At 37.2% G+C, this 17,930-nt stretch carries 14 protein-coding genes, 1 pseudogene and 1 other annotated feature; of the genes and pseudogenes, 4 read left to right on the top strand and 11 right to left on the bottom strand.

Annotated elements, in window-relative coordinates:
* Nucleotides 1-76: 76 nt before the first annotated feature.
* The 7 genes from ACTWQM_RS06395 to ACTWQM_RS06365 all read right to left on the bottom strand — a co-directional run bounded on the left by ACTWQM_RS06395 (nucleotide 77) and on the right by ACTWQM_RS06365 (nucleotide 7,603).
* On the bottom strand, nucleotides 77-1,258 hold the full coding sequence (locus ACTWQM_RS06395) for a competence protein CoiA (protein ID WP_443257348.1): 1,182 nt from the start codon (nucleotides 1,256-1,258) through the stop codon (nucleotides 77-79).
* Between the two features lie 474 nt (nucleotides 1,259-1,732).
* Nucleotides 1,733-2,440 carry an adaptor protein MecA gene (gene mecA / locus ACTWQM_RS06390; RefSeq protein ID WP_443257347.1) on the bottom strand — a complete coding sequence of 236 codons (708 nt, stop codon included), beginning with the start codon at nucleotides 2,438-2,440 and terminating at the stop codon, nucleotides 1,733-1,735.
* A gap of 317 nt (nucleotides 2,441-2,757) precedes the next feature.
* Nucleotides 2,758-3,153, bottom strand: a complete 396-nt coding sequence (gene spxA, locus ACTWQM_RS06385) for a transcriptional regulator SpxA (RefSeq protein WP_092493689.1) — start codon at nucleotides 3,151-3,153, stop codon at nucleotides 2,758-2,760.
* Between the two features lie 695 nt (nucleotides 3,154-3,848).
* A complete protein-coding gene (locus tag ACTWQM_RS06380; RefSeq protein ID WP_443257346.1) occupies nucleotides 3,849-4,436 on the bottom strand; it encodes a GNAT family N-acetyltransferase in 588 nt (195 codons plus the stop codon).
* A 279-nt stretch (nucleotides 4,437-4,715) separates the two neighbouring features.
* Nucleotides 4,716-5,936 (bottom strand): putative glycoside hydrolase, encoded by a 1,221-nt coding sequence (locus ACTWQM_RS06375; protein ID WP_443257345.1) that lies wholly within the window; start codon nucleotides 5,934-5,936, stop codon nucleotides 4,716-4,718.
* Nucleotides 5,937-6,287: 351 nt separating this feature from the next.
* Nucleotides 6,288-7,226 (bottom strand): cation diffusion facilitator family transporter, encoded by a 939-nt coding sequence (locus ACTWQM_RS06370; protein WP_443257344.1) that lies wholly within the window; start codon nucleotides 7,224-7,226, stop codon nucleotides 6,288-6,290.
* A 47-nt stretch (nucleotides 7,227-7,273) separates the two neighbouring features.
* Entirely contained in the window at nucleotides 7,274-7,603 is a 330-nt protein-coding gene (locus tag ACTWQM_RS06365) for an ArsR/SmtB family transcription factor (protein WP_443257480.1), read from the bottom strand.
* A 192-nt stretch (nucleotides 7,604-7,795) separates the two neighbouring features.
* Here ACTWQM_RS06365 and ACTWQM_RS06360 point away from each other — a divergent pair, with 192 nt between their 5' ends.
* From ACTWQM_RS06360 to alr, 4 genes are all read left to right on the top strand, one after another.
* On the top strand, nucleotides 7,796-8,839 hold the full coding sequence (locus ACTWQM_RS06360; protein WP_443257343.1) for an NERD domain-containing protein: 1,044 nt from the start codon (nucleotides 7,796-7,798) through the stop codon (nucleotides 8,837-8,839).
* 324 nt (nucleotides 8,840-9,163) lie between these two features.
* Entirely contained in the window at nucleotides 9,164-10,411 is a 1,248-nt protein-coding gene (locus ACTWQM_RS06355) for a PucR family transcriptional regulator (RefSeq protein ID WP_443257342.1), read from the top strand.
* A 111-nt stretch (nucleotides 10,412-10,522) separates the two neighbouring features.
* Entirely contained in the window at nucleotides 10,523-11,653 is a 1,131-nt protein-coding gene (ald, locus tag ACTWQM_RS06350; protein WP_443257341.1) for an alanine dehydrogenase, read from the top strand.
* Nucleotides 11,654-11,801: 148 nt separating this feature from the next.
* Nucleotides 11,802-12,989, top strand: a complete 1,188-nt coding sequence (gene alr / locus ACTWQM_RS06345) for an alanine racemase (RefSeq protein ID WP_443257340.1) — start codon at nucleotides 11,802-11,804, stop codon at nucleotides 12,987-12,989.
* A 396-nt stretch (nucleotides 12,990-13,385) separates the two neighbouring features.
* Here alr and ACTWQM_RS06340 read toward each other — a convergent pair.
* From ACTWQM_RS06340 to fabF, 4 genes and pseudogenes are all read right to left on the bottom strand, one after another.
* Nucleotides 13,386-13,606, bottom strand: a pseudogene (locus ACTWQM_RS06340) (amidohydrolase); the annotation flags it as partial.
* 346 nt (nucleotides 13,607-13,952) lie between these two features.
* The gene (locus tag ACTWQM_RS06335; protein WP_443257339.1) at nucleotides 13,953-14,417 is read right to left on the bottom strand and encodes an acyl-CoA thioesterase; all 465 of its coding nucleotides are present in this window, start codon (nucleotides 14,415-14,417) and stop codon (nucleotides 13,953-13,955) included.
* 28 nt (nucleotides 14,418-14,445) lie between these two features.
* Entirely contained in the window at nucleotides 14,446-16,188 is a 1,743-nt protein-coding gene (locus tag ACTWQM_RS06330; protein WP_443257338.1) for a class I adenylate-forming enzyme family protein, read from the bottom strand.
* Between the two features lie 45 nt (nucleotides 16,189-16,233).
* Entirely contained in the window at nucleotides 16,234-17,463 is a 1,230-nt protein-coding gene (gene fabF / locus ACTWQM_RS06325; RefSeq protein ID WP_443257337.1) for a beta-ketoacyl-ACP synthase II, read from the bottom strand.
* A gap of 252 nt (nucleotides 17,464-17,715) precedes the next feature.
* Nucleotides 17,716-17,893: a binding site (T-box leader), on the top strand.
* Nucleotides 17,894-17,930: the final 37 nt, after the last annotated feature.

Genomic DNA, 17,930 nt, shown 5'->3' with positions numbered 1-17,930 from the left:
TGTCCTCTTTCCTTACTATTTCTAGATTAAATGAAAAAAGTCCTTCATTTCATTAGTATAACGAAATAATTGGTAATCATGCCCGTATTTTGTTTGCGATCAGCAAATTTAATAGCTTCTCATCACCAGCAAGGGCATCCTCAATATTTTTATAAAATTGGATGGAATTTTTTTTGGTAAAATAATTAGGAGAAACTTGCTGGATTACATCTAACTGTTCCAGGAACTGAAGGTATTGATAGACCGGGTTATCCGTTTGCTTGATTAAGGGGAATTCTTTCGGATGATGGATATGACGGCGAAGTAGATGCTGACATGATTTAAGTGAAATACGGCTGTCTATTGGGAGGGAATCTATGACTTCAAGACAAAGCCTGCTTTGCCAGTCCCATGGTGGTGTTTTCATCATAAATTGTGAGTTAATTGGCAAGTGGATTACTGATGGAAGGAACTCCTTGTGTGTCCGTTTGAGATAAAGCCATTGATACCATTTCAACTCCCTGCCATATAAACGGTTTGTCGCCTTTAATCGAAAAGAACGTTTTTCCCACTTCCAGGATTGCAGCAAATCATTTTTAGAAAAAGAATGGGCTTTAAATAGTTCTTTAAATGTCATTTGATTTAATTTTTTCGTATGAAATTTGCCGATTGCCGTTTGTGTTTTTGAAAAGTAGATATCCTGAAATGTAATGAACTGAAGACTATTGGGACAAAAGAAGAATAACATGAGAGGTAATGCGGCAGAAAATTGGTGAATAAATTGAGATAGGAATTGATCAATTTTTAAGTAACTCCGGTTACTTTGTGTGAGGCGATTCGCACCCAGGATCCAAATCGGTGTTATACCTGCACTAAGATATCCTTCATTGCGCTCACGGACTTGATATGCAGGAATTCGTGCACATTGATACTCAATTGCTACGAGTTTGTTGTTAATGGTAATCAAAATATCCGGCCGCTGCTTAATCTCAGGTATATATGCCTCTAATTGGACAGTAAGCTGTTGATGCTTAAGCCATTGGTATAATAACAGTTTCCCCTTTTCATGATACGGCCCTTCCCCACCCTCACTCGAAGGACAGCTGCTATTAGAACGATGAGCAAAATGCGGAATCATTTGCGTACCAGCTTTTAAAATTAATGGCTCATTACAGGTTGGACAGGTAAATTCCTCCCGTTCTTTTAGTATTGAAATTTCTTGCTTTGTTAAGGCTGCTGGCGTTACAAAAGTTCCATATTTGGTTTTAGCCTGAAGCATTAGAACGACACCTCCATCTTTAATTATTCGACAGAGAGTGACAAAACCCTTTAATAAAATAGGCTCTTTTTTTAAGATAGAAACAAACTGCAATTTCACGTTTACTGAACGTATCGCCAATTTCTAATACAGATAAGCCCTAGTTGCACTTATGCAGTAAGAAAGGGTTTATTTCTTAACTGCCAGAACAAAAGCGCAAGCGCCTGTTCAGCGCCGTATGGACTGTGCCCGCGCATCGCGGGTAGGTCGACGTCGCCACAGAAAGTGGTGGTTTTAGTCGAACATCCTTTATTTCTTATCGCAGACATGGGGAGGGAAGTCCGCTAGGCGCTAGGGCTGGCCGGTGAGAACGCCACGACCTGTGCGTCACCGGCACTAGTACGTCCTGTACGTCGGAGTTCGACGTCGCTGATTCGGAAGTCCAGTTATCCACAGTATTTTATAATTTCCTATACAATAAAAAAAGACACTCTATTAAGAGCGTCCAATAGTAGCTGGAAAATGGGAACGTACTTGTTCAAACGTATTATCTGAAAATATTTGTTTCCCGTATTCTTCCAGAAAATGAATGGTTACTTCCGTGTCATTTGCAAATTCAAATACCTGACTAATCATGTCTTCTTGCTGATCATCTTTAACTTCCTCGTCTTGAGGGAATTCTATATACAGATAATATTTATCGTTGTAATGGAAGAGGGTATCTTCTATTTTATCTGTGTTATCTTGGAAATAATGACTTAACTGAATAACATCTTCAAAATCATTAAACATTACATTTAGCGACAGATTTCCATCTTCGTCCTCTTCTTTTTTAGACTTGGATGATTTTTCATCATTATCACCAAACTTGTCATCCAGCATATCCTCAATTTTATCATCAACTGAAATATCGATTGTCTTACCATTCTCAGTTGGAAGCTCGATATTCTCACCATTTTTGGATACCTGTGCTTTCGTCACAACAATTTCAAGACCCTTATCCAAGGCTTGCACCTGAATCCACAATGGACCTTCGACATTAAAGTCTTCTTTATAATTAACTTCATCCATCATTTGCCAGAATAATTGTTCACTACGTTCGCGATTATACCAAATTTCCTCACGTTCAAATCCACGATCTTCTATATCGATATAGGTAATATAGAATTTTACCGTATTCTCATTTATACGTTCTATTTCCATCTTATTTCTCTCCCTTCTATTAGAAAAAGCTTGACTTCACGGTCAATAGTAATGGTGGAAGAGACTACTTCACCTTTAATATTTATTTATTATTCGTGTTCCCTTTTTTACACGTTATTAACCATTCTTTAATCTATATTATTATTGTATGACATCTTATACAAATTGAAAATTCATATGCCTATAAATTGATAATTAATTTCATATTTTAACCTATTTCACTCGATTTGTCACTAGCTTTTTATGAAAAAAAAACGCAGACCTCTGACTTCAGGATCTGCGTTTTTGTTAGTGAATGTATTACATCGACAAGTAAATTAGTTTACTAATCGTTGAGCTTCACGTAATTGAAAAGTCCTAACCGTTCTTGGCAGGAACCTGCGAATCTCATCTTCGTTATACCCAACTTGCAAACGTTTCTCATCAAGAATAATTGGCCGACGTAATAATCCAGGATTTTTTTGGATCAGATTAAATAAATCTTTCATCGGCAGCTGATCAATATTGACGTCCAATTTTTGAAAGACTTTTGATCGTGTTGAGATAATCTCGTCTGTACCATCTTCAGTCATACGTAATATTTCCTTTATCTCATCCAGCGATAATGGTTCGGAAAATATATTACGTTCTGTGAAAGGTATATCATGTTCTTCTAACCATGCTTTTGCTTTTCTGCAAGATGTACAACTTGGTGAGGTATAAAGTGTTACCATGAAACTTCACTCCTCAATCTTAAAAGTGTGTATGGTCATTTCATAAACATTTGAATAACTTATTAGATTAAAATAAGTTTAAATAACCTATATGTATAATTATACTACATTTGTCAAACAAAAGGTAGGGTGTTTCCCAGAAAATCTGCTATATTGCTAAATGTTCATGAAATGTTCTCATTTAGTTTTAACATACCCCAAACCATTTTTAATTAAACCTTTTAATTGAAAAAAGCTGAGAAACTTGGATGATTGTTAAGGGATTTTTAGAAAACTAGGCTTATCGCCAAACCTTAATGTCGAATTCCTTTTTCCACTTATTCAGTACGAAAGGTTTTATACTTTTGTATAAAAATACCTCTATAACTTATTTTTAGCGGACACAGGAGACGCTATTTCTATATGAAAGTAACTTTCTCGAAGTTATCCGGACACAGAAGCCCTTATTATACATATATCATGGTTATTTGACTGTATTTGTGTAAAATAAGGTCCTTGGTGTCCTCCCCTCAAATTTGCTATTTGAAAAATAATTTTCGTTACAGATGGTGGCTGCACATTCAGCAGCCATGGTAGTTTCTTAACTACTAAAAGGTGCAATCTCACTACCCTTACACTTAGTGCAACATCTGTAGTTTCCTTACTACTGAAAAAATTAGCCTCTAGCTGTTAAGCAGCAAGAGGCTAATACCTGTTTATGCTTTTTCTTTTAGATTCTCAAATATATTATCAGACCCACGTTCTTCATCGTAGCTGAGTACTTCATCAACCGGTTGATATGCTTGACCATATATTTCTTCGTCTTTATATGTATGAATATCTTCATACATTTTCTTCATTTTTTCATAAATAACTTCTTCGGAATCATCAGTTGGAGACCAATAAAGGATTTCCATAGGAGTATCCTCATTTGTAGCTAATGATCGGCGATTGTAGCCAATGGATTGCGCGTGGGAAAAACCTTCCCGCTTATAAAAATGAAGTCTCTTGGCTGTATCTGTGTCATCGTAATCAACTGGTTCCACTTCCAGAATAATTGGCTTATCTTTTTCTTTAAGCTTTTCTATCAGCTTATGTCCAGTTCCTTTACCTCTTGCATTAGCTGAGACCCATACATAATCAATAAATAAAAATGAATTAAACTCAGCAAACATTAAGACGTGATCGTCACTCTCATCTTTATAGTAAACATCGCCTTTTTCCTTTAAAAGCATATCCATATGCTCTTTGGATTTCATTTCCTCAACCGGGAAATATTTATTTAACTTTTGATACCAATTCATAGATCTACTCCTTAATCTTTAGTAGTCTTTTACATTATAACGAATGAGCCTGCCTTTGTTAAATCGATTGTGATAGTGAATATGGCTTATGAATAACAAATAATGGGTAAATCCATAACTTATCTGCTACAGAGTCCATTATCCTTTTATTTTTTAGAGATAGCCAGTTATTTCCTCAAATTTGATTTTGAAGCTTATTATACGTAAAAAAACCGGGCTCTATTCATTAAGAGAGTCCGGTTTTTTCATGATCATCACCTATGTTTATATACTTTTTTCTTAGTTGAGCGGTGTATAGTCAACATTGTCAGTGTAAGAATTTCCTGCATTCCAAATTAGAAATTCATTAATTCCATTTTCCTGCAATGCCCTTATTTGCGCTTCAACTTCGGCTTTCCCGTATTGTTTAGTAGCACCATTATATAGCCATGGGGCTTCAAAATCCTGAATCCATGGTCTGGAGGTTGGTGGTTCTTCCAATTTTCCCAACACTTTATTCTCAACTTTGGCATATTCCGTCACCAATTTATATGGCTCCTTATCTGGCACAGGAATATCAAAATAAGACGTCCAATGACTTGGATAAATCATAGAAGAGATAACATCCACGTTATTTGATATCTTCGTAAAGTTCTGTCCAATACCTGGTGCTTCTAGAATTGTAGCAGCATAACCAAATATATCGACTGCGACATCTACATCATAATATTCCAATTCTTCCTTTGCATATGAAACAAAGTCAGTTACTGCCTTCACACGCCGTTTAACATTGTTCGTTTTATCATCTTTGTAATCGCCTTGGCTATAACTCAACTCACTATCGTAATTTTCAAATCCTTCCGGAAAACGCACATAATCAAATTGAATTTCCTGAAAACCAAGCTCTGCTGCTTTCTTGGCAATTTCTAAGTTGTATTCCCATACTTCCTTTTGAAATGGATTAACAAAAGCTTCCCCTTTATTATTAGTCCAGACTTTTCCATTTTTAGTAAAGGATAATTCAGGACGTTTATTTGCTAACACGGAATCTTTAAAAACAACTACTCTCGCAATTGGATAAATCCCTTTTTCTTCGAGGACTTTAATCAATTTTCTCGGGTCATCAATATAATTAATGCCTATATCCTCATATGGTGAGCCTTCTTTTGGCTTAAATGTCAAATTCCCGTGATCCTCTTTTATATCAATTACCATTGCATTCAGATCTGACTTTTCTACTAGATTACTAAGTTTTTCAAATCTGCTTCCCCCAGCAGATGGTCCTGTAACATAAATACCCCGAACAGCATCCGGATATTCAAAATCTACTCCAGCATCATATGTGAAACGCTGCAATTTTTTGCTCGTGTCAATTGGGGTTATGCTTGTCTGTCGTTCCATATGTGGATTGGCTTTATAGATTTCCTCGCCACTGCTTGTATGTAAAGTCATTGGAATTGCAATACCAAGTAGGAGAATAATACTTATTGTTGCCATTATCATGATGTTTTTCTTCTCCATTTTCTATCAATCTCCCATTCCCATTTTAATTATATTATAACGGATAACGAGATAATTTAGAATACAATATTATAAAATTTGTCGAAAAAATTCGCTTGATTTCGCTTGCAATTTACTTGCAGATGGTGTATATATCCTTTGTTCATTTTCAAAAAAATTTCTTTATAAAGTTTACGGTGTGAAACAGATGAATAGAACCAGTTAATTTGTTTAATAATTCCATGGCTATCAATAACAAGTTCACTCCCCGGCAACAATTTCACATACAAGGAGTTATGCCGTATATCAACGTAAAAAAATGGCTTGTTCTTCCAAGCCATTTTCTTACTACTACATTCCTCGTTATAACAATCAATGATCATGCTGGTTAACTGCTTGTTCATGATCGCTCTGACACATCAGCGAATCTTCATGCGGATGTTCATTATTTTCCATTTGAATCGTTACATGCCCAACACCTTTATGTTCCAGATCGTGTTCGATTGTTCGTAATAGTTTTTGACTTTCATGAACAGATAAGTCTCCATCTACAACTGCGTGACAAGAAAGTGCATTTTGACCACTTGTAATACTCCATACATGCAGGTCATGTATGCTTTTAATGCCTTCAGCGTTTTCCATCGTATTAATTATGTCATCTAAATCTACGTTCTTTGGTGTTCCTTCCATTAACACGTGAATAGCATCTTTTGTAACTCTCCATCCACTAACCAGCACTAAAACTGCAACAATAACACTTGCTAGTGGGTCGGCCCATCCCCAATTGAAAAATATAATGAGCAATGCAGCAACAATTGCACCGACGGAACCTAATAAGTCACCTAATACATGAAGAAAAGCAGCACGTAAATTTAAATTTTCTTCTGTATCACCGCGCAGTAATATCCATGCCACAAAAATATTAACCAACAGACCAATAGAAGCAACAATTAACATTCCGGTCGTCGCAACTACAGGTGGTTCTGTAAATCTTTTGTAAGCCTCGTAAAAAATATAAATTGAAATAAGTATGAGTGTGACTCCATTAAATACAGCAGCTAATATTTCAAATCGCTTATATCCATATGTTTTACTGTAATTAGCTACTTTTTCTCCAAATTTAAAGGCTAAAAGTCCAACTCCTAGTGACACGGAGTCGCTCAACATATGACCTGCATCCGATAACAATGCAAGACTATTAGTAAGGAAACCTCCTATTGCTTCAATAATCATATAGCCCGTTATTACTATAAAACTGATCATTAAAGCTTTTTTATTTGCACCATGTGTATGGTCATGATCGTGCCCCATTCTGTAATACCTCCTATGGAAAACTTGCTCATATTAAATGTGTAATTTTAATGATGGCAAGCGTGATCTAACGTTTGTTTTAACATATTCATTACATGTTCATCATCATGAGAATAAAATAACGTCGTACCTGCTCTGCGATATTTAACTAGTCGTAAATTTTTCAGGAAGCGTAATTGATGTGAAACAGTAGATTGTCTAAGGTGCAACGTTTCTGCAATCTCATTTACGGAGTATTCTTTATTAAAGAGTAAATGAAGAATCCGAATTCTTGTTGGATCCCCTAATGCCTTGAAAGTTTGAGACACCACAAACAATGTTTCTTCATCCAGATCTTTACTAATTTCGTTTTCTTCTGCTTCTTTATTATCCTCCATTATAATTCCCCCGCCTTCCGTTTCAATTCCGTTTTTAATATATGTGTATATCAGTATATGTTCATATTGTACTTTTAATACATGCTTCATGTCAATCATTAGTACAATAGCTTCATGCTCCTTTTTTATTCCATTTCTATATTCTAATATAGTATAATAAAACTAGATTCTATAAATAAGTGGAGGTGGAATATGCCCTATAAATCGCGTACTATATCGAATGCATTAATAATCTTAGAATTATTAAACAAACGAAAGAACTTAGATAACAAGGATAAGCATCACTATTTTAATCTAAAGAAAGGCTATCAAGGAGAGGTACTATTTGATAACTTAACAGAAAAATTGCAGTGTGAATGCTTAATATTAAACGATTTGTTACTAGTAGTAAATAATACCACGTTCCAAATTGACACCCTCATTATAGTGGCAGGTAAGATCTATTTTTTCGAAGTGAAAAACTATGAAGGCGATTATTATTACGAGCATGATAAGCTATTCAAGAAACCCAACTTAGAAGTTATTAATCCATTTCACCAATTGAGTAGAAGCGAATCCTTACTACGTCAGTTACTTCTCAGCCTCGGATTCAAACTCCAAATTGATGCTTCCGTTGTTTTTATCAATCCCAAATTCACCTTATACCAAGCACCTCTAGATAAACCAATTATTTTTCCAACTCAAATTAGTCAATACATGGAAAATTTAAATGCAATACCTTCAAAATTAACGGAAAATCATAAAAAACTTGCAGAACAATTATTGTCATTGAACAACACCGATTCTCCATTTAAACAAATACCTCCCTACGATTATGACCAACTAAAAAAAGGGATTACCTGTGCTAAATGTGATTCACTTTCCGTATCTGTAATGAAAAAGAAATGTGTTTGTCACGAATGTGGCTACAGAGAACCGATTACAAGCGCTGTATTAAGAATTGTTAAAGAGTTTAAGATTCTATTCCCTAATGAGAAGATTACTACCAATACCATTCATGTTTGGTGCCAAGTAGTGCAACGAAAAGGACTATTCGAAAAATACTGGCAACTAATTTTCATGTTGTCGGAGTTCATCAATGGACTTACTACGAGTAAAATATTAAATGACTTTAGTCCTTCATCACTTGATGAAGGACTTTTTGCTGGTTTCACACCAGTTTTGCGCTCTCATTTCTTTCATGAGAACACTTTCGACAGCTTCATCGTCACTTTCGGGCTCTCATCTCTTTCATGACGACACTTTCGACAGCTTCATCGTCACCTTCGCGCTCTCATCTCTTTCATGACGACACTTTCGACAGCTTCATCGTCACCTTCGCGCTCTCATTTCCTCCATGAGGACACTTTCGACAGCTTCATCGTCACTTTCGCGCTCTCATCTCTTTCATGACGACACTTTCGACAGCTTCATCGTCACTTTCGCGCTCTCATTTCTTTCATGAGAACACTTTCGACAGCTTCAACTTCACTTTCGCGCGTGAAATCTGTTTGAGTATATACTAAAATAAGAATGTAGCTATTTGTTTATTTACTCAAATAATAGATGGAGGAAATATAAATGACAAAACATCCAGATACACTGAAAAGCCGCCTAAATAAAGTATATGTTTCTCCTGAAGATCTGGCCGACCATATAGCCGACATTTTCAAGTGTCCGATCACAATAGAAGATTCCAATCATCACCTTATCTCCTACAGCAAACATAAAGAAAATATTGATGAAGCACGAATTTCAACCATCATGAATCGAAAAGTTCCCGATAAAGTGATAAATGGGCTATGGAAAAATGGTATCATGCCCAGGTTAATTGACAGTGACGATCCTGTCATCATTCCGGAAATAAAGAAAATCGGTCTTGGAAGCCGTGTTGCCATCTCAATCCGTAAATCCAATGAGATTCTCGGGTTTATTTGGGCACATACTTCCGATCAAACACTATCCGATGTAGAAATACAATTATTTAAGGAAGCTTCAACATATGTTCAAAAGTTTTTCCTTCAAACCCGGCAGCGGCGACAAAAGTCTGAGGAAGGTTATAAGGATTTCTTTTGGCAGCTTTTGCGGGGAGACTTCCAGGATGGTGACGAAATTTTCCGTAAGGCCCAGCAGTTCAATATCAATCTTGATGGTAATAAAGCCATCGTCGTCATCAACTTTTCAAATGAAGTTACGGAACAAATTGAAAAGCATGCCTACTATCTTTCAGAATCACAAGTAAAAGTTTCAGTCGTTACCCGATTATTTGATGATAATGAATTTATTATGCTTGTCAGATTAAAAGATGAAATGCATCCCAAACAAACGATAAGTGACTTTGTGCAGCAATTTATTCAGAAAATGAGCAATCAGTTAAAACTAGATAATGTCTATGGCTCTGCTGGATTATTCTATCACGTCCCCCAGAATATAACCGATTCCTATCATCAGGCTACAGAAGTATTAAGACTGAAAGAAAAGTTTCCGGAGAAGCTTAATGGTATTTTTCTGTATGAGGAATTAGGCGTCTATCAGTTTATTGAACGATTATATGAATTCCAGAAACAAATTAATTACCAAAACCGGCAGATTGAAAAACTTCGAAATTATGATAAAAAACATCATACATTCCTTGTGCTCACACTAGATGTCTACCTGCAATGTGATAATAATGTATATCAGGCTGCAAAATCATTATTCATCCATCCCAATACAATGAACTACCGGTTAAAACGTATTAGGGAGGTTAGCGGAATCGACCTGAAAGACCCTAATCAAAAAATAACGCTTTACCTCGATCTGATTATAGAAAATCTAAAAGAAGTATGATTTGTGCATTTACACAAATCATGCTTTTATATTTCATCATTTCACCTAATGGAAACGCTTCAAAAAACAGCTATGATAGGATAAGAAACTCATAAGAAGGAGCTGTTAAACATGATTATTGGAGTACCGAAAGAAATTAAAAATAATGAAAACCGTGTTGCAATGACACCTGCTGGGGCGGCTAATTTAATAAAAGCTGGACACACAGTCTATATTGAAAAGGATGCCGGTTTGGGAAGCAATTTTAAAGATGACGAGTACCAGCAGGCTGGAGCGAAAATTATCGAAAATACTTCCGCCGTTTGGGAAGAAGCAGAAATGATTATGAAGGTTAAAGAACCTCTTGCTTCTGAATACAACTATTTCCGGAAGGGGCTCATCCTATTCACATACCTGCATCTTGCTGCAGAGCCAGGGTTGGCAAAAGCATTGGTTGATAACGAAGTAACTGCAATCGCCTATGAATCTATAACAGTTAACCGCACATTACCTTTGCTTACTCCAATGAGTGAAGTAGCGGGACGAATGGCTACACAAATTGGGGCGCAGTATCTGGAAAAATCTAAAGGCGGAAAAGGTATTCTGCTTGGAGGGATACCAGGAGTAAACCGCGGAAAAGTAACCGTTATTGGTGGAGGAGTTGTAGGAACTAATGCTGCCAAAATCGCCCTTGGCTTTGGTGCAGAGGTTACAATTCTTGATTTAAATCCAGTGCGTCTGCGTGAATTGGATGATATTTTCGGGTCAAGTATTCAAACACTTATGTCCAATCCTTATAACATCGCTGAGGCAGTAATAGATTCCGACCTTGTTATAGGTTCCGTATTAATTCCTGGCAGAAAGGCTCCAAAACTTGTAACTGAAGAAATGGTTAAATCAATGCAGCCTGGATCTGTCATTGTCGATGTCGCAATTGACCAGGGCGGTAACTTTGAAACAGTCGACCATCCAACTACACATGATGACCCAATTTATGTAAAGCATGATGTACTTCAATATGCGGTTGCCAATATTCCTGGATCTGTACCACGCACAGCTACGGTTGGATTGACAAATGTTACCGTACCATATGCTGAGCAGATTGCTTCCAAAGGAATTGCAAAAGCCGTTCAGGATAATCCAGCCGTACTTTCCGGCTTAAATACTGCAAACGGAAAAATCACCTATCAAGCAGTTGCACAGGATCTCGGGTATGAATACGTAACACCAGAAGCTGCACTACAACAAAATAATTTTGCTTAATAAGCATAAAGTATCCTTCTACTTAAAGTAGAAAGGATACTTTTTTAGCAGATAAAGTGTAACTACTTTGATACTGCATAAGTGACCAGGCCTTAGGAGCATAGGTTAAGAAGGACACTAAGAAAAATTCATCATGGGAGGGATCATAATGCATCATGTAAGCTACAGAGATACATGGGCAGAAGTATCACTAGATAACATTAGAGGCAATGTATTGGCTTTTAAAGATCATATCAGCAGCGATACGAAACTAATGGCAGTTGTCAAAGCTGACGGCTATGGGCATGGAGCAGTTGAAGTGGCGGAAGAGGCTATTGCCGCAGGTGCTGATTATTTGGCAGTTGCCCTATTGGATGAAGCTGTTCAGCTCCGCAAAGCTGGTAATAATTTTCCAATACTGGTACTCGGCTACACACCACCGGCAGCTGTAAAAAAAGCTGTCGAACTAGATATCACCTTGACCGTATTCACTGAAGATGCAGCCCAAAGTATAAGAGCAACCTCAGAGTCATTAAAAAAATCAGCACGTGTTCATCTTAAAATAGACAGTGGCATGAACCGAATTGGAATAAACAATCAAGAAGAAGCACTTAAACTGATGGAGGTACTTAAATCCAAATATGTCTTTCTTGAAGGTGCTTTCACTCATTTTGCCGATGCGGATAACCCTGATCCTGCCTATACCACAGAACAATTTAATGTGTTCAACCAGATTATCGAATTTTTGGAGCAACATGTGCCAATTCCTATCAAACACTGTTGCAACAGCGCAGCCACAATTGCCTATCCAGGCATGCACCTGGACATGGTTCGTGTTGGAATAAGTCTATACGGCTTATATCCGGGTGAACATCTTAAAAAGGAAATTTCCTTAAAGCAAGCAATGAGCCTAAAGACCAAACCTGTCTATATCAAGACACTTGAAGCGAATAATGCTATTAGCTATGGTCTTTCGTTTAAAACAAAAAATAAGAGTCGCATCGCTACCCTACCAATTGGTTATGCAGATGGTTTTTCGCGTTCCCTATCAAACAGGGGTCATGTAACAGTCCGTGGAAAACATGCTCCAATTATCGGCAAGATCTGTATGGACCAATCGATGATTGATGTTACTGAGGTCGATGATGTTGAAGTAGATGACACGATTACTATTTTCGGGGATCCTGCTGAAGGCTTTATTCCGATGGGAGAAGTGGCTGATCTCATGGACACAATTCATTATGAAACAGCTTGTCTTATAGGTGAACGTATTCCAAGAATCCATATAAAGAATGGAGCAATGAAGAAAAAAGATTTATTGAACAAAGAACAGGAAGGTCCGGTTTACGGTCACTAGTTTGTCTGCCATTCTCTGTTTGTATACTAGTAATTTCGTTTTATTATATGTTGTACCTTGTGATTGATTACACTTACACCCCTTATCCGTTTATGGGTACTTAAGTTCGATAACCAGAAGAAGGACAAAAGTGTTTCAGGCAAAGTGAAATCCGAACTATGATTCAAAATTCTTGAAATAGAATTCAAATTAGTTCGGATCTATTTTTCATTCTGATATAAATAAAATGTGAAATAGTACGGAAAATATACTCGAGTGCGTGCTTGACATCGTTTCAGAAATAGTTTCCGCTTGCTGCTGGTACTTATAAATTTTAGAATTCTTAGCTTAACGCAGCAGTAAGAAAGTATTTATACTCTCTTACTGCAAAAAAAACTTCCTCATATCAAGTTGGCCGATTGTTTTGCCTGGCAATTCCCTTTTATTGTTACAATGATTCCATTTCCATTTCCGACATTCGTTTCGACTTCAACATCCTTTCCTTTGTAAAAATCAGCAATATAGGTAACTGTTCTTTCTTCTTCAAAAGAAAGTTCAGGATACTAATGTAAATCGCGACGGATTTCAATCATTTCATCTTCCCGTTCTTCCAGCATTTTCATTAGTTCATTTCTCATCAAGTAAGACCTCTTTCAATTTTAATTAGGTAGTTCAGCCATTGTTGTTGTTTTATTAGTATTACCAAGAACAGGGAAATAGCTGCCATTATTACATATGATCATTTACATGTGTTATATTCTTTACTCTTTTTCATTAATTACAATTAAAGCATTAGCATAAGAAACTAAGTCTAGTTTACTTCAGAACCCATAAAACATATGGATAAGTTATATGAAAATGGCTTGCAAGCAAAATTGAAGTACCTACTGTTTCAAAAGATCACACCAAAAAATGACCATCAAATTAATGGTCATTTCTGCATTTTATAAATATCGTTTTACTTTCTTTTTCACTCTCTAATTACTATATTAAATTTTGAAGAACAGTATAAACTTCAGGAGTAACTTTATTGATACGTGCTGGTTTCCACTCCTGATTTACCCACATATGCATTGTTGAACCTTTTGCAAGGAGCTCCCCGGAAGGTTCAACTGTTTCTTTCTCCTCGCTTCGTTTGAATTCTTCTTCACTAATTTTCCTTGCTTCATATGAAAACTCCAAACGCACTGGAGAAGCGTTGGCTATTTTTGTAAAAATAGCGATACAATCGTCAAAGTGAGCAGACTTTTTATAATTCACATTTACATCTATTACCGGAAGAAGAAGACCTAGGACTTCCATCTTTTTATAAGCAATCCCGTAATGACGCATCCATTCAGTACGGCCAACTTCAAACCAGGTTACATAATTGCCATGATGTACGATACCCATTTGATCCGTATCCTTATACTGGACACGCATCTTTTCCCGTTGCCAGGCTTCTGCCATTTTTAATCCTCCCGTCATGAAAATTTCATCACTTGTTTCTTGATAGTTTTTCTTCTGCTATTTCCGTTAAACGGAATTTCTGCACTTTCCCTGTGCTCGTCATTGGCCACTCAGAAGAATCTATAAACCAAATATGACGAGGAATTTTAAAACGGGCAAGTCGGGAAGAACACCAGTCTATAATGTCCCTTCGTGTACAGGTTTCATCCTCTATTAGTTCAATAAAACCAGCACCTATTTCTGTTGTTAAAACATCTGGGACACCAATAACGTTTACCTGACTGACTGCTGGATGATGGGAGATTGCTATTTCTACCTCACGAGGAGATACCAGCTCTCCTGATACCTTGTACATCTCTTTACTTCTGCCAAGAACCTGAATATATCCATTTTCGTCAATTCTTCCCACATCCCCTGTTCGCAGCCATCCATCTTTATCGATTGTCTTTGCCGTTTCTTCCTGCTTTTTATAATAGCCATGGGTAACCGTCCCCCCTCTAACTGCAAGTTCACCTACAGAACCAGCAGGCAAATCTTTCCCGGTATCCCGATCAATCGTTTTATACTGAACTGCACTGCCATTAAATTCCGAAAGTCCACTGACCCCATTGAGTTTCGGACGTCCAACCCTTGAAGAAATGCGTTCCAGCGAATCACCAATTTCCGTCGTAACCCCTGATGAAGCCACCTCTGTTTGACCATATCCAGTAATTATTTCGGTTAAACCAAGTACGTCTATTGCTTTTTTCCATACAGGAACTGGAGCTGGTGCTGCACCACACCACATGGCAAAAAGATTGGATAAATCAAATTCAGAAACACGCGAGTGATTCAATAATGGTACCAATGTGGAGGGTACACAGAGATAATCGTTTGCTTTATATTTCTCCATTAACTGCAGTGATAAAAGAGGTGACGCCCCAAGTGCTGATATGAACGAACCACCGACAAACGACATCGCAAAAATCGCTTCAATAATAGCAAAGCAATGATAAAATGGCAGAGGCGCATATGTCACCCGTCCATCTTCAATTGCCCTGCTCATACACGTACCATATCCGCAGCGAAGAAGCATATCATCTGTAAGCATTACACCTTTTGGGCTCCCGGTAGAACCGGATGTATACATTATGATAGCAACCTCGTCTGGATAACGGGACTCATCCCACCTTTGTTCCAATTGCCCATCTGTCACAGATTCTGATCCTTTGGTAAAGTCATCCCATGTTAGAAAATGATTTTTGACGGTAGGCTGTTTTTTATTTTCAAAGCAAATAACTTGCTCTAATTCACTATCTTCTTGAAAATCCGCTTCATCCAGTAATTCGGAAATCGCTTTACCATGTTGTTTATCCTTTATCGTTTGCTCTAAAATTAAATACTGCGTGTCTGACTGAGAAATTATATATCTCAATTCATCCTTCGTAAGCATCCCATTGATTGGAATAAATACTGCTCCAACTAGAGAAGAGGCAATCATCAATGATGGGAAGGTGGAATCATTATCCATTAAAATCGCCAAATGATCTCTTCGCTTCACCCCTAATTTTATAAATGCCTTTGCATATTGAACAGCCCTTTCCCAAACTTCTCCATATGTAATTTCCTCATTATTTATGTAAATATAAGGTCTATCTTTATATTGACTACATGCTTTTGAAAAGTGTCTCGCAATTGTATCCCGTGGCCATACTGGAAAACGTTCCTCTAATACCTTTCGTCTTTCAGAAACACTCTGACTTAGAGTTGTTTGATTTGTGATTGAAGACATTCATACTCCTCCTTCATATTTTTATGAAAAAAATATCGCAAAAAGTCAGCCCTTTTTAAAAGCAATAACAGCATTATGACCGCCAAATCCAAAACCATTGGACAAAGCAAAAGTAATCTTACCTTTCACAGCTTTATTTCCTACATAATCCAGGTCACACTCTTGATCTGGATTTTCCAAGTTAATCGTCGGCGGAAAAATATTTTCGGCCATACTTTTCAGTGTAATTATCGCCTCAATGCCTCCTGCTGCACCAAACAAATGACCTGTCATGGATTTCGTCGAACTGACTTTGAGATGTTGTGCATGTTCCCCAAAAACATCTTTGATCGCTTTTGTCTCAGAAATATCACCCGCCGGAGTACTTGTCCCATGGGCATTAATATAGTCTACATCTTCCAGCTGAACCTGTGCCCGCTCCATTGCCAGCTTCATCGCTTTTGCTGCTCCTTGAGAATCCGGCGCTGTAATATGGTATGCATCTGTTGTACTTCCATAACCGATAATTTCACCAAGTATAGGTGCACCACGATTTTTTGCATGTTCATATTCTTCCAAAAATAAAACACCTGCTCCCTCTGACATGACAAAGCCATCACGGTTAAGGTCAAATGGACGAGAAGCCGTTTCAGGTGTATCATTTTTAGTTGACATTGCACGCATTTTTGAAAACCCGGCAAAATAAAGTGGTGTAATGGTAGCCTCTGCCCCACCAGCTAAAATTGCATCTGAATATCCATGAGCAATATTTAAGTAGGCTTCACCAATAGCATGATTACTCGTCGCACAGGCAGAAACTGTTGCAAAGCTTGGTCCTCGAAAGCCTGTTTTAATCGCAACTAATCCCGAAGCTATATTATTTATAGACGTTGGTATTAAGAACGGAGAAACCCGTTTCACCCCTTTTTCCAGCATTGTTTTGTGATTTTGTAATAGAGTTTGCAGACCCCCAGCACCAGAGCCGATATAAATTCCAACTCGATCCTTATCCACTGTATCCAAATTTAGTTTTGACTGATCCAATGCCTGCATTGCAGCAGCATACCCATATTGTGTGAACAAATCATACTGTTTTAATTCCTTAGCTTCAAGATACTTCTCCCCTTGAAAATCATCTATATAACCTGCAATTTTTGTGTTAATATCCTCATATTCCTCGGACTCCAGCTGCTTGATGCCGGACTTTCCCTTCTTTATGTTATCCCAAAGGGTTTCTGCATCATTTCCTAGTGGTGAAACAACACCCGTCCCTGTAACCACAACTTTACGTTTCAAGCTTAATCTTCCTTTCAACATTTCTTATTATATAGATAGGATTAGTGCTCAATTTATACTTGTATTTTATCATAATTAGAATTATTTTGTTAATTTGTCAAACGCCTTCCTGGACTTTTTTGGGTAATCTCCTACCAATTGTTTGATAGCTTCTTTAGCTAAAAATAATCATCTTCTTTCTGTAAATATACCAGTTTATCAATGAGACTTGATTTCCACCTCTACTTTCATATATAATAAAGCAAATTAATAAACTTAGTGTTGACAAAGATATAGTACAATTACCCTCTGGATTTTCAGAGAACTTGTGGCTGGTGAGAACAAGTACCACGGTAAATTGGAATTGGACTTTCGAGCTAAACTTTTTAAAGTGATTTCACCATTAATGGTGAGATAATCAGGGTGGCACCGCGGTTCATTCGTCCCTTTTCGACAGGGATAAATGGGCTTTTTTTAATGGAAAAAAT

The sequence above is a fragment of the Virgibacillus sp. L01 genome, from assembly GCF_052246775.1.
Lineage (GTDB): Bacteria > Bacillota > Bacilli > Bacillales > Amphibacillaceae > Lentibacillus.
This window is presented reverse-complemented; position numbering and strand designations above follow the sequence as displayed.

Coding starts and splice junctions, on each gene's coding strand:
- ACTWQM_RS06365 (WP_443257480.1), bottom strand. CDS start 7,603: ATGGAGGATAATAAAGAAGCAGAAGAAAACGAAATTAGTAAAGATCTG.
- ACTWQM_RS06370 (WP_443257344.1), bottom strand. CDS start 7,226: ATGGGGCACGATCATGACCATACACATGGTGCAAATAAAAAAGCTTTA.
- ACTWQM_RS06335 (WP_443257339.1), bottom strand. CDS start 14,417: ATGGCAGAAGCCTGGCAACGGGAAAAGATGCGTGTCCAGTATAAGGAT.
- ACTWQM_RS06380 (WP_443257346.1), bottom strand. CDS start 4,436: ATGAATTGGTATCAAAAGTTAAATAAATATTTCCCGGTTGAGGAAATG.
- ACTWQM_RS06375 (WP_443257345.1), bottom strand. CDS start 5,936: ATGGAGAAGAAAAACATCATGATAATGGCAACAATAAGTATTATTCTC.
- ACTWQM_RS06360 (WP_443257343.1), top strand. CDS start 7,796: ATGCCCTATAAATCGCGTACTATATCGAATGCATTAATAATCTTAGAA.
- ACTWQM_RS06355 (WP_443257342.1), top strand. CDS start 9,164: ATGACAAAACATCCAGATACACTGAAAAGCCGCCTAAATAAAGTATAT.
- ACTWQM_RS06330 (WP_443257338.1), bottom strand. CDS start 16,188: ATGTCTTCAATCACAAATCAAACAACTCTAAGTCAGAGTGTTTCTGAA.
- ACTWQM_RS06395 (WP_443257348.1), bottom strand. CDS start 1,258: ATGCTTCAGGCTAAAACCAAATATGGAACTTTTGTAACGCCAGCAGCC.
- spxA (WP_092493689.1), bottom strand. CDS start 3,153: ATGGTAACACTTTATACCTCACCAAGTTGTACATCTTGCAGAAAAGCA.
- mecA (WP_443257347.1), bottom strand. CDS start 2,440: ATGGAAATAGAACGTATAAATGAGAATACGGTAAAATTCTATATTACC.
- ald (WP_443257341.1), top strand. CDS start 10,523: ATGATTATTGGAGTACCGAAAGAAATTAAAAATAATGAAAACCGTGTT.
- alr (WP_443257340.1), top strand. CDS start 11,802: ATGCATCATGTAAGCTACAGAGATACATGGGCAGAAGTATCACTAGAT.